The organism is Pontibacter aquaedesilientis, from assembly GCF_014773225.1.
GTDB classification, from domain to species: domain Bacteria; phylum Bacteroidota; class Bacteroidia; order Cytophagales; family Hymenobacteraceae; genus Pontibacter; species Pontibacter aquaedesilientis.
The window spans coordinates 55,169-68,539 of sequence record NZ_JACXAJ010000001.1; the positions used below are offsets into that span (position 1 = coordinate 55,169).

General features: G+C 50.3%; 16 protein-coding genes. 9 read left to right on the forward strand and 7 right to left on the reverse strand.

Going from position 1 to position 13,371, the window contains the following annotated elements:
* Window positions 1-27: 27 nt before the first annotated feature.
* Window positions 28-1,047 carry an SDR family NAD(P)-dependent oxidoreductase gene (locus H9Q13_RS00255; RefSeq protein ID WP_191181757.1) on the forward strand — a complete coding sequence of 340 codons (1,020 nt, stop codon included), beginning with the start codon at window positions 28-30 and terminating at the stop codon, window positions 1,045-1,047.
* 64 nt (window positions 1,048-1,111) lie between these two features.
* A complete protein-coding gene (locus H9Q13_RS00260; protein WP_191181758.1) occupies window positions 1,112-1,624 on the forward strand; it encodes an NUDIX domain-containing protein in 513 nt (170 codons plus the stop codon).
* Between the two features lie 80 nt (window positions 1,625-1,704).
* On the opposite strand, the gene msrA is transcribed toward H9Q13_RS00260, so the two are convergent.
* From msrA to H9Q13_RS00275, 3 genes are all read right to left on the reverse strand, one after another.
* Complete coding sequence (msrA, locus tag H9Q13_RS00265) at window positions 1,705-2,247, reverse strand: peptide-methionine (S)-S-oxide reductase MsrA (RefSeq protein ID WP_191181759.1); 543 nt, start codon at window positions 2,245-2,247, stop codon at window positions 1,705-1,707.
* A gap of 126 nt (window positions 2,248-2,373) precedes the next feature.
* A complete protein-coding gene (locus H9Q13_RS00270; protein WP_224743975.1) occupies window positions 2,374-3,087 on the reverse strand; it encodes a DUF6565 domain-containing protein in 714 nt (237 codons plus the stop codon).
* A gap of 75 nt (window positions 3,088-3,162) precedes the next feature.
* Window positions 3,163-5,022, reverse strand: coding sequence for a glycoside hydrolase family 3 protein (locus H9Q13_RS00275; protein ID WP_191181760.1), 1,860 nt, complete (start codon window positions 5,020-5,022; stop codon window positions 3,163-3,165).
* Between the two features lie 316 nt (window positions 5,023-5,338).
* Here H9Q13_RS00275 and H9Q13_RS00280 point away from each other — a divergent pair, with 316 nt between their 5' ends.
* The 5 genes from H9Q13_RS00280 to H9Q13_RS17930 all read left to right on the forward strand — a co-directional run bounded on the left by H9Q13_RS00280 (window position 5,339) and on the right by H9Q13_RS17930 (window position 8,460).
* Window positions 5,339-6,163, forward strand: coding sequence for a rhomboid family intramembrane serine protease (locus tag H9Q13_RS00280; RefSeq protein ID WP_191181761.1), 825 nt, complete (start codon window positions 5,339-5,341; stop codon window positions 6,161-6,163).
* Between the two features lie 12 nt (window positions 6,164-6,175).
* Window positions 6,176-6,901, forward strand: a complete 726-nt coding sequence (locus H9Q13_RS00285; protein ID WP_191181762.1) for a TVP38/TMEM64 family protein — start codon at window positions 6,176-6,178, stop codon at window positions 6,899-6,901.
* A 448-nt stretch (window positions 6,902-7,349) separates the two neighbouring features.
* Window positions 7,350-7,802 carry an RlpA-like double-psi beta-barrel domain-containing protein gene (locus H9Q13_RS00290; protein ID WP_224743976.1) on the forward strand — a complete coding sequence of 151 codons (453 nt, stop codon included), beginning with the start codon at window positions 7,350-7,352 and terminating at the stop codon, window positions 7,800-7,802.
* 94 nt (window positions 7,803-7,896) lie between these two features.
* Complete coding sequence (locus tag H9Q13_RS17925) at window positions 7,897-8,244, forward strand: HD domain-containing protein (protein ID WP_224743977.1); 348 nt, start codon at window positions 7,897-7,899, stop codon at window positions 8,242-8,244.
* Between the two features lie 39 nt (window positions 8,245-8,283).
* Window positions 8,284-8,460, forward strand: coding sequence for a hypothetical protein (locus H9Q13_RS17930; protein WP_224743978.1), 177 nt, complete (start codon window positions 8,284-8,286; stop codon window positions 8,458-8,460).
* Window positions 8,461-8,523: 63 nt separating this feature from the next.
* Here the strand turns inward: H9Q13_RS17930 and H9Q13_RS00300 are convergent, their stop codons facing one another.
* Window positions 8,524-8,715 (reverse strand): hypothetical protein, encoded by a 192-nt coding sequence (locus tag H9Q13_RS00300; RefSeq protein WP_191181763.1) that lies wholly within the window; start codon window positions 8,713-8,715, stop codon window positions 8,524-8,526.
* Between the two features lie 197 nt (window positions 8,716-8,912).
* On the opposite strand from H9Q13_RS00300, the gene H9Q13_RS00305 reads away from it, so the two are divergent.
* On the forward strand, window positions 8,913-9,914 hold the full coding sequence (locus tag H9Q13_RS00305; RefSeq protein ID WP_191181764.1) for a sterol desaturase family protein: 1,002 nt from the start codon (window positions 8,913-8,915) through the stop codon (window positions 9,912-9,914).
* A gap of 50 nt (window positions 9,915-9,964) precedes the next feature.
* Here the strand turns inward: H9Q13_RS00305 and H9Q13_RS00310 are convergent, their stop codons facing one another.
* Complete coding sequence (locus H9Q13_RS00310) at window positions 9,965-10,393, reverse strand: hypothetical protein (RefSeq protein WP_191181765.1); 429 nt, start codon at window positions 10,391-10,393, stop codon at window positions 9,965-9,967.
* 127 nt (window positions 10,394-10,520) lie between these two features.
* On the reverse strand, window positions 10,521-11,570 hold the full coding sequence (locus H9Q13_RS00315; protein ID WP_191181766.1) for a nucleoid-associated protein: 1,050 nt from the start codon (window positions 11,568-11,570) through the stop codon (window positions 10,521-10,523).
* 286 nt (window positions 11,571-11,856) lie between these two features.
* Between H9Q13_RS00315 and H9Q13_RS00320 the strand changes: the two genes are divergently transcribed.
* Window positions 11,857-12,537 carry a porin family protein gene (locus H9Q13_RS00320; protein ID WP_191181767.1) on the forward strand — a complete coding sequence of 227 codons (681 nt, stop codon included), beginning with the start codon at window positions 11,857-11,859 and terminating at the stop codon, window positions 12,535-12,537.
* Window positions 12,538-12,602: 65 nt separating this feature from the next.
* Here H9Q13_RS00320 and H9Q13_RS00325 read toward each other — a convergent pair whose 3' ends face one another.
* Window positions 12,603-13,316, reverse strand: a complete 714-nt coding sequence (locus tag H9Q13_RS00325; RefSeq protein ID WP_191181768.1) for a response regulator transcription factor — start codon at window positions 13,314-13,316, stop codon at window positions 12,603-12,605.
* Window positions 13,317-13,371 lie beyond the last annotated feature (55 nt).

Genomic DNA, 13,371 nt, shown 5'->3' on the forward strand with positions numbered 1-13,371 from the left:
GTACTACCACCCGCAAAACCCTGAGCTATGGAAACACAAAACAAACGAAATCTTTGGTGGCTGGTTGCAGGCGCTGGCGCTCTCTTGGCAGCAAGGGCTATCAACCGTAAACTCAACGCATACAATTTCAAAGATAAAGTAGTGCTGATCACAGGCGGTGCCCGTGGACTTGGTTTTGTGATGGCACGCCAACTGGCCAGGGAAGGGGCAAGGCTGGTGCTTTGTTCCCGTGATGAGATACAGTTGGAGAATGCCCTCATGGAACTGGCCGGCAATGGTGCCGACGTGATGGTAGTGCCCTGCGACGTAACCCAGCAGGCTCAAGTACAAGCGATGGTAAACCAGGTGCAAAGCAGTTTCGGCAGCATCGATGTCCTCATCAACAATGCCGGGATCATCACGGCCGGCCCACTGGAAGAAATGACTGTCAAGGACTTTGAGGAAGCCATGGAGACACACTTCTGGGGACCGCTCTATACCACCTTGGCGGTGCTACCCTCCATGAAGGATAGGGGAGAAGGCCGCATTCTCAACATCGCGTCTATCGGTGGGAAGTTGGGGGTGCCTCATCTGGTGCCGTACAGTGCCAGTAAGTTTGCACTGGTGGGCTTGTCAGAGGGACTTCGGGCAGAATTGAAACAACATAATATCACAGTGACCTGTGCATCGCCCGGACTCATGCAAACTGGCAGCCCGCGCCATGCCAATGTGAAAGGACAGCATGAAGAGGAGTACGCCTTGTTCAAACTGGCAGATTCCAGTCCGCTCACATCCATCAGCGCCGAGGATTCGGCCAAAACGATCCTGGACGCTTGCCGCCACGGCGATGCGGAAGTGGTGACTTCTATACCTGCCAAAATCGGAGCCTTCGTGCATGGTATTTCTCCTGCCGCGACAACAGACTTCTTTGCCATACTGAACCGCCTGCTGCCCGGGCCAACCGGTGAACAAAAGGCCAAAAAAGGCTATGAAAGTGAAACGCCACTCTCCATGTCTAGTCTGACGGAGCGGACTCAGAAAGCCGCTTTCCGGAACAACGAACTTTAATCAAGCAATATAATATCTACTTTGCAGAGCCAGGCTATACCTGGCTTTGGCTATATTCGCCCTTATGGAAATCAAGAAAAGAGAGAAAGCTTACAACGGCTATTTCAAAATTTATAAACTCACGGTTGAGCAGCATGGCCATACCTTTGAGCGGGAGCAGTTTGACAGGGGAGTGGCTGTGGCTGCCATGGTTTATGATACAGAGCAGGAAAAGTACATCCTGACACGGCAATTCCGGGTAGGCCCGGAGACGGAGCTGGTGGAGGTGGTAGCCGGTATGGTGGATGAAGGGGAAAGCCCGGAAACCAGCATTGCCCGTGAGATAGAGGAGGAGATCGGCTACAGCGTAGACAGTCTGAAACACCTGCATACCTTTTACTCATCGCCCGGCGGCACCACCGAGAAGGTACATCTTTACTACGCCGAGGTATCGCACCAGCATGCCGACGGCGGTGGCAAAGACGAAGAACACGAGCACATCGAACTGGTGGCCTATACCCGAGAAGAGCTCCTGAAAGAAGCCTTTGCAGACGCCAAGACCATTATTGCCCAGCAGTGGGTGCAGTTACAGGGGTAAGCAGACAGTACAGGTATAACATAGATAAGGCGTCAGTCACCTTAGTGGTAGCTGACGCCTTTTTTTAGTATTGATGTAAATTACTGCCTGCTTCCTGCCTTTAGCTTGTCGCCAAACACCTGGCGAACCTTTTCGACTTTGGGGCGGATGACGAAACTGCAGTAAGGCTCATGGCCATGCGTGTTGAAGTAGTTCTGGTGGTAGTCCTCTGCCGGGTAGAACTCCTGCAGCGGTTCCACCGTCGTCACGATCGGGGCCGGAAACGCTCCGGAGGCATCCAGCTCCTGCTTGTATTTTTCGGCCAGTTGCCGCTGCTCCTCGTTGTGGTACAGCACGATAGAGCGGTATTGGGTTCCAATGTCGTTGCCCTGCCGGTTGAGCGTGGTAGGGTCGTGTGTTTTCCAGAAAACCTCGAGCAGTGCTTCGAAGCTGATTTTGTCCGGATCATAGGTGATCTGCAATACTTCTGCGTGTCCGGTGGTGCCGGAGGTAACCTGTTTGTAGGTAGGGTTTTCCATGTGGCCACCGGCATAACCAGACTCCACTTTGGCAACCCCTTCCAGATCCTGAAAAACGGCTTCTGTGCACCAGAAACAGCCGCCTCCAAATGTTGCTTTTTCCATCGCTATTCTATTTCGTAGTTCTTTGCCCTTAAACCATCAGGTATACAGGAGGGCTGTCTGCACAAAGGTATAAGGCTTAAACTGATTTGCAGGCTAATTGTTGTAGCCACCATGGAATTAACCTGCTCAGTTTCGCATGTTTTGCAGCAGGCTGCGGGTATCGGCTGCGCCTTCCAGTGTCAGGTACTCGGCTTGCAGGGCCCTTACCTTGAGTTTGTCGCTGTTGGACATCTGCCCTTCGATCTGCCGGCGACGTTGGTTCAACTGCCCATACACATTGTCCACGTAATCCCAGTCGCTTTGCGTCCAGTTCTGCCGCTTGGCCCGCACGACACCCATAAAGGTGAGGTACGCTTCGCGCACGTTCTGTGGAGAAATCGCTTCTACCTCATTGAACTCGCGCAGCAACAGCTCCCGCCACTGGCGCAGTTCCGCTGCGTCGAGCGGTGTATTCTGGCGACGTTCCTGTCGGCTTTCCCAGCGTTCGTAGCGTTGCCTCAGGCGGGCATACTCTGCTTTAGAGTCAGCGGACAGGCTATCCAGGTTCTGCTCTATTTCAGCGCTCCTGCGGCGGAAGTCCTCCTTTATCTCGGGCATTTCGCGTTTTATGGCTGTGTCTCCCTTCTCAACCTTTTCATTCATCCAGCCACGCAACGATTCCAGGCGTTCGTCAACGGTGCGACCGGTACGCTCCACGCGGGCAGTGTCCGTTTGTTCGGGCACGTCTACGGTTATCTCTTCGGTGTTTTCGGCGGTTCGATTGCCTTCGCAGCTCCACAGGAACAAGCCCAGGAACAGCATGACCGCATATCTCGATGCGTTACAGATTTTATCTTTCATGTTTTGATTAAAGTTTGGGGTACAGTGTTTATACCTGCCTTTTGCCTTACTTACGCAAAGAGTCGGTACAGGATACTACGAGCCTACTGCCAGAAGCGGTTTGTCTTTGCTGATGCCGTGTCCGTAACGGTAATGGCTGTTTACGGAGACGGGAAGTTTGCCTCTTGCCGGAATCTTACCAAAGAGCAATTTGGGCGCCGCGATCTGTGCATGGGCATGAGCCTGGTAAGCCAGCAGCAGTACCTTACTCTTGTGTAGTTCCGGAAACTGGTTTATGGTATAAGGATTGTCAAACAGTGTGATAATTGCTTTGTCAGACCGGGCCAGTTCGGTCACAAAGGCTGTGGCTTCTTTGGAGTAACCGAGCCGGTTGCTGGGTGTCACGCTCGGGCCATAGAGTCCTACGATAACATAGTCGTAGCCACGTAGGCGCTGTTTCATCTTCCGGACCTCTTTGGCATCAGCTTTTCTCGATATCACATAATCTGTCGTACTGCGTGCATACCTACCAACTTCCCGTTGGAATAAACTCGGGCGCACCAACCCAAAAGAGAGCGTGGCGATTTTGTGGCGCTTCTTCTGGCGAATGGGCAGGAAATTTTTACGGTTGTTGAGCAATGTCATGGCAGCCTCTGCCAAGGCATGGTTGGTGCTGTCGGCAATAGTTGGGTTCAGGTCTTCGTAAAGGTTCTCCAGTTCAATCGGCTTATACCTGTCAAGGCCTACCCATTGCTTGGCGGCGAGCATTTTTTTGCAGCGCGCATCGATCTCTTCCTGCAAGATGTACCCTTTGGCAATAGCGAGCTTGATTGCCTGTATGGCCTTCGGCACGCTGTTGAGCCGTTCCAGCACGTCGTTGCCCGCCATAATAGCCCGCGCCTCGGCCTCTCCTGGCGGGAAGTATTTCGTCACGCCTTTCATTACCATGGCATCCGTAAAAACCAGTCCCTTAAACTCCAACTGATTTTTGAGCAGGCTGGTCACAATGGGTTTGGACAGGGTGGAAGGCAAATTTTGTGTCGTATCGAGTTGGGGCATGTGCATATGGGCTACCATGATGCCGCCTATACCTTGTTTAATGAGTTCCCGGAAAGGGTATAGTTCCAGCGAGTCAAGCCGGGCCCGGTCGTGAGGTATAACAGGCAGGTCGTAGTGTGAGTCAACATCAGTGTCTCCATGTCCCGGAAAATGCTTGGCAACGGCAATAATACCATTGTCCTGCATACCGCGCATATAGGCCAGGCTCTTAGCGGTAACATCCAGTTTATCCTCCCCGAAGGCTCGGTAGCTGATAATTGGGTTGGCCGTATTGTTGTTGATGTCGGCTACGGGCGCAAAGTTGACGTGCATGCCCAGTCGTTTGAACTCCTCGGCCACCTCGGCACCCATACGGTAGATCAAACCATTGTCCTCGATGGCGCCCATCATCATCTGGAAGGGATATTGCACCGTGCTGTCAAGTCGCATGCCCACGCCCGTTTCGGCGTCCATCGAGATCAGCAGGGGCACTTTGGAGGCTGCCTGCAGGCGATTGTTGAGCTTGGCCTGCCGCATGGGGCCACCCTGGAAGTAAATGATGCCGCCTATCTTATACCTGGTGACCAGGTTCATGACATCAGCCTCGTATTTCGCGTTTTTGTTGGAGAATGCCTCTATAATGATCAACTGGGCAATGCGTTCATCCGGGCTCAGGGTTTTGAAAACGGAGTCTACCCAGGGAGAAGGCTTTTCGATGGCCTCCAGCAGGGAGGAGGGGCGGGTATAGGGAGTAGTCTCTTCCGGTAAAAACTCGCGTGTATCTTCCTTGGCATATACCGGTTTTCTTGTATCAGTACCCTCGCAACCCGTCAGCAGCAATAAAATCAGACAGACAGGCCAAATAGGAGAAACTATACCTGACCAGAAGACTTTAGAGCGATGTAAGGTTGCGTGCATGGTGTTGTGGTGGCCTACCACCTGTTATTACTGTACAATTATTAATTTAGTTCTCGGTAGGCCTTTTGACTTAAAATGTGTGCAAAAATAGCAGACCGAAAGGGGAGTGATACGTCAATTGGTTTTAAAAGTAGGCAACAGCTGCCCGTATTTTATGTTATACCTGTAACTTGTGGCAACTCGCAAGACTACAAAGCTGCCCCCACCGGCCTTTGCAGATGTGCGTATAGCCTGTAAAAAGCTGCGGCTGAAAACCTGCTGTTCCTTAAACCGATAAACGAAAGCCTGCCCCGCTTATTCTGTGAACCTATTATCTATGGCGTCATCCTCCTCCGAAATTGCTTTGACAGACCTACAGGCTGAAAATGAGCGCTTTGCTTACAGCTTTCTGCCCGGTACGCTCTTTATCGCGCTTATCTGGCTGATTGCGCTGCTGGTATACCTGACCGGCGTGGAACTGAGCTGGCTAGGTATACGCCCCCGCGAATTTTTTGGATTGATTGGCGTGGTGGCCGGCCCGCTGATCCATTCCGGTTTGAATCACCTGCTGTCCAACTCCTTTCCGCTGGTGCTGCTTTCGGGCTTTATCCTTTTCCTGCACAGGCCTGTGGCGCTGCGGGTTGTTGTATTGGTTTACGTGCTGAGCGGGCTGTTCACCTGGTTTATTGGCCGGGATGCCTACCATGTGGGGGCCAGTGGCGTGGTATATGGACTGGCTGGGTTCCTGTTGTTCAACGGCATTATGCGGCGTGACCGGGCCGGACTGGCCGTGTCGCTGGCTGTCTTGTTCCTCTACGGCGGGCTGTTCTATGGCTTGTTCCCCTCAGAGGAGCGTATTTCCTGGGAGGGGCATCTGGGTGGTTTAATAGCCGGGCTGGTTGCCGCCGTGGTCTATGGGGAGCATGTGGAGAGCAAGAAGGAAGCACTACTGCCGGAACAAACACCAGACGCTCAGCATGCAATCTCACTCCAGCAGCGACACCAAAGCAGCACCCTAGCCCAAGGACCCTATACCTGGCGCTATACCATTGCGACCGGTCAGCCGGAAGCCAAGCATGAGTTTGCCTGTCGCGTAAACCCCAGAACGGGGATGGCGGAGGCGCTAACCCACCCGACAAAATATTCGTCTACAAGCAAGTAATATCGACGCTTTATGAACCAGACTACTCAGAAACAACCAGAAGAAACAAAGCAGAGCAAATGGCCATTGCTTATTACAGGGGGTATCTTAGCGGCATTGGTGTTGGCTTACTTTGTTTCATCGGGTTTTCAGGCGCACATAAACGAGGGATGGGCTGTACTCAGTAGCGGCGATGAAAAGAAAATCTCGGTTTGGGTCGAGCAGTTCGGCTTCTGGGGACCCTTCTTTATAGTCCTAGCAATGGTGGCGCAGATGTTTTTGCTGGTTATCAATGTGGTGGCGCTTATGCTGGTGGCTATAGTCGCTTACGGGCCCGTGTGGGGCTCCCTTATCGCAATTACTGCTGTGCTGGTGGCCTCAAGCATAGGGTATATGATTGGCAGGGGATTGGGAGAAGCAGGGGTACAAAAGATCATCGGTCACAAGGCGGAGGAAAAGGTGTCGGGCTTCGTGGCTGACTACGGCACCTGGGCTGTGATCATAGCCCGCATTTCTCCTTTCCTTTCTAACGATGCGGTCAGTTTTGTCGCTGGCATTACCAAGATGGGCTATATCAGGTTTATTTTAGCCACACTAGCCGGCATTACGCCACTCACCATTCTGTTGGCCTGGCTTGGGGAAGAGAAGGATCGGTTGGTCAACGGATTGATTTGGGTAGGAGGTGTAAGTCTGACTGTATTTATCGGATATGTGGTGTATGACAAGTACTTCAAGAAACAATCGCCTGATAGTCGCTAGTGCTTTGTTTAAGCATTAGTTGAAGTCTTTGTTAAGTGAAATTTTAGAAGAAACAACCTTGATAATCGGTTGTTTCAGAGACTAAAATTTCTTTACATATTTTTTGCATTAAAATATGAGTATATTGAACTGGTATAGGATTATGTCGATTTTATAGAACTTGAATTGTTTGCATGTTTTTAAGTAATATTTTAATAAAAATAAGAGTATGTAAATTTTATTAAAAGTGCCCTTCAGGTTAAATCAATCCATTTTGTAAAACCTATTTTTTGTAGTAGCCGTTTAAGCGTGTTATTGCTTTTAAAATGATGTTTCACGAAATGGATTGCTTATGTTAAGGGTTAAATTACTCACTGTTGTGATTTCCATTTTTGTAGCTTTTGTCGACGAGCTGGCATTGTTAAAGCCAGAAGATACCAGCCCACCAAATGAGAATTCTATACCTGGAATGATTACCCCCAGAGAGATAAAGAAAGTACAAAATTTCCCCAAGCCATCCGAAACTTACTCTGTCACGGCCACTGTCTACTACCCTGAGAAAGGCCAAACCGACCAAAACCCGCTCATCACCGCCGATGGCTCCCGCATCAACCCTAAAAACCCTAAAAAGCACCGATGGATCGCCCTGTCGCGCGATATGCTAGCCCGTTGGGGCGGCGACATACAATATGGCGATACAGTATGGGTACGGGGCATATCAAAGAAGATGGATGGCATGTACATTGTGCGCGACACCATGAACCGCCGCTTCCGAAACCGTATCGATATCCTGGTTGGACGCAGAGACAAAATTTATGGCCGCTGGGACGATGTAGAAATCGCTAAAGCCGAGTTCAAAGAAGAGAAAAAGGAGCGGTTGGATTTTAAGCCAAGCTATTACAGTCTGGCCATGAGCCATTAGGTATAGCGCTGCTTTGAACAAGCTGGTGCAGGTTAACATTAGGCTTGGGTTTTGTTTTTTTGCTTATTTTAGGAAAACGACTAGCAGCAAAGACATGACGAGACAAGAAGCACTGACCATATTGCAGCACATGACCACCAGCGAAAGCCTCCTTAGGCATGCCCGCACCGTAGAACTGGTAATGGAAGCCTACGCCGAAAAGCTGGGAGAGAACAAGGAAGAATGGGCCATAACCGGTCTGTTACACGACGCTGATTACCAGGCCTACCCTGATCAGCACCCAAACGTGATCGTGAATCTACTACGTGAAAAAGGGGAAGAGCCCATCGCCCATGCCATCTCTGCACACTATACCCATTGGGGAGTGCCCTACGAGTCGACGCTGGATAAAGCCTTGCTTGCCTGTGACGAACTGACGGGTTTTGTAGTGGCCTGCGCCTAGGTCCGGCCTCAGCGCCTTGAAGGACTGGAGGCAAAGTCTGTGATCAAAAAGCTGAACACGAAGAGTTTTGCGGCATCAGTTGACCGGGAGGAAGTGCGCATTGGCGCAGAGCTCTTTGGGGTGGACCTGAAAGAGCACATCAGCTTCATCATAAATGTATTGCAACAACACCAAGTTGAGCTACAGCTGGAACCAGTCGAAGGCGCCAAAGCCTGATGGTGTTCATGATTTAAAAACCTCCGTGCCAGGTATAGCTATACCTGGCACGGAGGTTTTTCATTAGCCGAGGTAGTACTGCAGCGCCTCAATCCCTTTGGCATTGTCATCGGCTTCCACCACTTCGTCTATTACCCATTGTATCTCCTGTTCGGTCCAATTCTCCTTTTCGGCGGCTTTCACAAAGATTTCGATGGCAGCATATCGGTTGCTACCGGCAGGTATGTTGGCTTTTATTTTCTTTCTGATGTTCATGTAAGTTGAGCTTTAGGCAAGATTACGCATGCTTTTCCACAAAATCAATTTCCAGGGTGCTGCTTTTAACGCTCTACAAGCGCATTGCAAGTGGTGCTGTTCGAAGGTTGCTGTAGGATAATGTTTATAATTATTTGACTAACCCTTTGTGAGAGCCCCCGTTTTATAAGCTATACCCTGACTAACCGGTGAAGCTTATGGAGAAAGAAATTTTTACGATGGAGCAGATCAGTGAGCTGGATAATATGACCATCATGCATTTTGCTGCTCCCGTTATAGTAGCTTCCGTACTGATTGAGTGGCTAGTGGGTGTGCGGAAAAAGCGGGATTACTATGACAAGCGCGACTTTATGGCGGCCGTAGCAATTGGGGTTGGCAGCGTCATATTGGGAGCGCTGCTCAAGGTGACGATTTTTTACATAACCCTGGTGATTTACAATGCCGTCCCTTGGGCCATACCCAGGTCTTGGTGGGGGTTTGTACTGGCTTTTCTGCTGGTGGACTTCTGCCGGTACTGGGCGCACCGTATCTCGCATGAGCAGCGCTTTTGGTGGGCGACGCACGTAACCCATCACTCATCCCGGAAAATGAATTTCTCCGTCTCTTTCCGCACCGGCTGGACACAGCACATCAAGTTCATTTTCTTTCTGCCGGTGCCTTTCCTCGGCTTCGACCCTTTCACCTTTTTTATCTGCCATCAGCTCGCAGTGCTTTACCAGTTTTGGGTACACACCGAGCTAATCGGAAAACTGCCTGCCCCGCTGGAGTATGTTTTTGTGACCCCATCGCACCATCGGGTACATCATGGCTCCAACCCCAAGTATATTGACAAGAATTACGGGTCCACCCTCATCATCTGGGATAGGCTATTCAATACGTTTCAGGTAGAAGAGGAACGACCAACCTATGGCATTACGAAGCCCGTTACCTCCTACAATCCCATTTACCTGGTTTTTCACGAGTGGGTCGACATCTGGCAGGATCTGCGGCATGTCAGGTTGTGGCGGGAGGTATGGGATCTGTTGTTCAAGCCGCCCGGGGCCGTCGTGACTGCCTATCAACGGGAGCAAGAAGCACTGTTTGCCCAAGATCAGGGTCAGATTGACATATTGCCGGCGCTGCAGGTAGCACCAGCATTGCCTGTTGAGCAGGAAGACAATGAAGAGTTACAGACAGTTGACAACAGGCAAGTAGGCTAGCACAAAAAAAGCATGGCGATCGCCATGCTTTTTTTGTGCTGTTTCACTGCTTAGTTATTATCCTGATAGCCGCCCTGCCTGGAAGCCGGATTACTTTGCGCCTCGCGTGGCACCCCCATCTTTTCCTCGCGGCGCGATTGGTACTGAGCAAACTGCTGCTCCGTCAAAATATCCTTGATAAGTGAGAGACGGGTCTGGCTGATGATATCCATCTGCTCTGCCAGTTTGCGCGGGTCGGACTTATACCTTGACCGAGCCTCTTCGGCTTGGCGCATGCTATTGCGGTTCACCTCTTTTAGTTTGGCTACCTGTTGAGGCACAAGGCGCAAGTTCTTTACCATACCTGCGGTAATCTCATCTGCCCGTTGCTCCACGGTTTTGGGAGCATTCTGAGTCTGTTTTTGTGGAGCAGGGGATTGAGCAAGTACAGCGGTGGCTGTAAAGGCAAAAAACAAGGCGGCAAGGGCTGCTTTCTTCATAACTTTTGTATCGCTAGTCGTTGTTACTGCTTCTTAATCAAAAACTGTTCCGGTATTTCAGCGCTGATCTTGGTGCAACAAAGCCCGCCCAGGTATAGTTTCTGAGGCAGGTTGCTGTATGCTAACGTCAGGACTCGGAGTGAAAGTATACCTTGTAGAAGTGCATGCCGCGCTCCTGATCAAACCCTCGCTCCACATACTGCTCACTTTGCTCCGGGTTATACCCACTGAACTTGATCTCGATCTGGGTATCCAGCTTGATGAAGTTGCGGAACTTTCGCTTCATGTTCTTCACCGTGTTCTTGTTGATGGCAAAATCGGTGAAGCCCTCAATGTCGCGTTCTTCGGCAAAGGCCTGGGTATAGTTCTTAAATCGCTCGGCCGTCTCCGGTTCGTCTATCACGCTGCTTGTAAATTCCTCCAGGTCAAAGGTCTCACTCTTGGAGAAGTAGTCTACAGAACGGCTAATGAAGTCGACCTGCGCTTTTTTACTGTCCGTCTGGGCAAACACCTCTTCCGAGAAATCCTTACAGAGATTCAGGGCTGTTTTGGTGTTGAAGTTGGTGTCCTTGAGCTCCGTCACATGCAGGAAGTCCTCTTTCCAAAACACGGCATCGGTACTGTTGGCATCCACCAATTTCACCCGGAAACCATCCTCAGCCTCTGTGTTGAAGATCAGGCAGCCTTTGTCCACACTTTTGATGTTCACCCCGAAGTGGTAGTTCATGCTCAGGTCATCGTTCTCCTCCTGAAAGGTCAGGAAAGTATCCTTGTTCTCAGACTTGAAAATGCCGATCGCGTCCACAATGTCATCTTCCATCACACAACCCGACAAATGCACCACGTATAGCTCTCCGCTCTTCACCTTCGGGTGGTCCGACTGCTCGTACAGGTGGTTAAGTACATGCACCGAGTACTCGAGGAACTTGGCCGGCTCTGTAAACATCAAGGCCGAGTAAGCGAACATCTCGTTCAGGGCGATATCGGAGGTATGGGTGAATCGAAAAAACTCCTCCTGCTTAAAGGGGGCCAGAAAGTAATTGGTCAACAAATCGCTTAACTGTTCATCTCGTAGGTCAACCAGTTCTTTGGAGATGATCACCCCTTCGTCTTTTGCCTTGTTGCCTACCCGATGTACCGCCAACCTGTTCAGGCGCACCTGTCTTTTGTCATTCATTTGCTAGAGTTTATACCTGGCCGCTTTGCCAGCCTGTGGGGCTGCAAAGGTAGGGGCAAGCAAGGCGCCGGACAAATAAGAAACTCAAATTATAAAGTGCTATTTTGAGGTGCTTTCAAACTGGTAAATTTATTTTACATAGTTAATTGATTGATTTTAAATAATTTATGAATTAATCCTGGGCCTTATTAATTTACTTCATCTGAATTTGGCACGATTCTTACATCAACCCTAGCAAGCCGCGCAGCTTTTAGTTTTAGGTTTTCAAATTTTAAGGATAGGTGAGATGAAAAAGATATTTCTACTATTGGCCGTCGTTCTGGGAATGGCGGTTACCCAAGCGAATGCGCAGCAAAAACAACCTGTGCGGATTGGTATAAAGGCAGGTGTGAACCTGGCCGAGTGGCAGGGCGAAACCATAAACACCGCCCAGGATCTGATGGAAATGACCAACGGTGCGCTGAACCGCCAGATGCGTGAAGGCTTTCATGTAGGTGGGGTAGTTTCTATACCTATCGTGCCGGGTTTCGAGATTGAGCCGGGTTTACTATACTCTCAGAAAGGTATGCGCCTGACCGGCAAGATCCCGATGGAACAGTTTGATTTTCTGAACGCCGGCGTAACAGTTACCAACAAGTCAGAGTACATCGACATGCCGATTCTGGCCAAAGTATTTATCGGGGAGGGATTCCATATATTCGCAGGTCCGCAGTTCTCTTACCTGCTGTCGAACAAGGTGCAGGTGCAGGCGGGTGCACTTGGGTTTAATGCCCTTAACCAGGAGTGGGACATCAAAAACGGCTTCCGTGAGCTGGATGTGGCCGCAACCGGAGGTGTAGGCTATCGCTTTGCCAGCGGCTTCAATGTGAGCGCCGGCTACGATTACGGGCTGACCACCGTGGACAGCAACCGCAACTTCGATACCTTCAATCGGGTAATCAAGGCTTCGGTTGGTTTTACTTTCTAAAGCTATTGTTTGTTAAAGTGTTTGTGTGACACAGGCCGCTATCATTGGTAGCGGCCTGTTTTGATTTACAGTGTTACTCCATTTTGGGCACACAGCCGGTAACCCTGGCCGTGTATGTTGATGATCTCCACGGAAGGGTCATCGCGGAGGTATTTGCGGAGTTTGGCGATGTATACGTCCATGCTGCGGGCAGTGAAGTAACTGTCCTCATGCCAAATCCGGAGCAATGCTTCCTCGCGTGGCATCACATCGTTCAGGTGCTGGCAGAGCAATCGGAGCAGTTCGGTTTCTTTCGGGGACAACTTGCTTATTTCGCCGTGGTAGTGTAGCAATCGCAGTTTGTACTGAAACTTATACTGACCTATGTGATACTCCGTCACTTCCGGCTTATCTGTAGCCGAGGCACCTTTTCGGTGCATGATCGCCTTGATTTTGTAGAGCAGTACTTCCGAGTCGAATGGCTTGGTGATGTAATCGTCGGCCCCAATCCGGAAACCTTCCAGCATGTCCTCTTTCATGGACTTAGCGGTCAGAAATATCAAGGGCATGTCAGCGTTCAGCTTTTTAATCTCGCGAGCCAGCGTGAAACCATCCTTGCCGGGCATCATCACATCCAGTATGCAAAGGTCAAACTTACCCTTACTGAATGCTGAAATGGCCTGCATGCCGTCCGGGCACAGGGTTACCTGGTAGTCGTGCAGCTCCAGGTAATCTTTGAGCACAATGCCAAAGTTTGGGTCATCCTCAGCCAATAGTATGTTCAGTCCGTTTTCAGCCATATGCCGTTTTGCTTAGAGTATGGAATATATAGTATAGAGAGCAATTGGAACCGGA

Excerpts from the sequence above, each read along its gene's own strand:
- H9Q13_RS00255 (WP_191181757.1), top strand. The coding sequence starts at position 28 with ATGGAAACACAAAACAAACGAAATCTTTGGTGGCTGGTTGCAGGCGCT.
- H9Q13_RS00260 (WP_191181758.1), top strand. The coding sequence starts at position 1,112 with ATGGAAATCAAGAAAAGAGAGAAAGCTTACAACGGCTATTTCAAAATT.
- msrA (WP_191181759.1), bottom strand. The coding sequence starts at position 2,247 with ATGGAAAAAGCAACATTTGGAGGCGGCTGTTTCTGGTGCACAGAAGCC.
- H9Q13_RS00270 (WP_224743975.1), bottom strand. The coding sequence starts at position 3,087 with ATGAAAGATAAAATCTGTAACGCATCGAGATATGCGGTCATGCTGTTC.
- H9Q13_RS00275 (WP_191181760.1), bottom strand. The coding sequence starts at position 5,022 with ATGCACGCAACCTTACATCGCTCTAAAGTCTTCTGGTCAGGTATAGTT.
- H9Q13_RS00280 (WP_191181761.1), top strand. The coding sequence starts at position 5,339 with ATGGCGTCATCCTCCTCCGAAATTGCTTTGACAGACCTACAGGCTGAA.
- H9Q13_RS00285 (WP_191181762.1), top strand. The coding sequence starts at position 6,176 with ATGAACCAGACTACTCAGAAACAACCAGAAGAAACAAAGCAGAGCAAA.
- H9Q13_RS00290 (WP_224743976.1), top strand. The coding sequence starts at position 7,350 with ATGATTACCCCCAGAGAGATAAAGAAAGTACAAAATTTCCCCAAGCCA.
- H9Q13_RS17925 (WP_224743977.1), top strand. The coding sequence starts at position 7,897 with ATGACGAGACAAGAAGCACTGACCATATTGCAGCACATGACCACCAGC.
- H9Q13_RS00300 (WP_191181763.1), bottom strand. The coding sequence starts at position 8,715 with ATGAACATCAGAAAGAAAATAAAAGCCAACATACCTGCCGGTAGCAAC.
- H9Q13_RS00305 (WP_191181764.1), top strand. The coding sequence starts at position 8,913 with ATGGAGAAAGAAATTTTTACGATGGAGCAGATCAGTGAGCTGGATAAT.
- H9Q13_RS00310 (WP_191181765.1), bottom strand. The coding sequence starts at position 10,393 with ATGAAGAAAGCAGCCCTTGCCGCCTTGTTTTTTGCCTTTACAGCCACC.
- H9Q13_RS00315 (WP_191181766.1), bottom strand. The coding sequence starts at position 11,570 with ATGAATGACAAAAGACAGGTGCGCCTGAACAGGTTGGCGGTACATCGG.
- H9Q13_RS00320 (WP_191181767.1), top strand. The coding sequence starts at position 11,857 with ATGAAAAAGATATTTCTACTATTGGCCGTCGTTCTGGGAATGGCGGTT.
- H9Q13_RS00325 (WP_191181768.1), bottom strand. The coding sequence starts at position 13,316 with ATGGCTGAAAACGGACTGAACATACTATTGGCTGAGGATGACCCAAAC.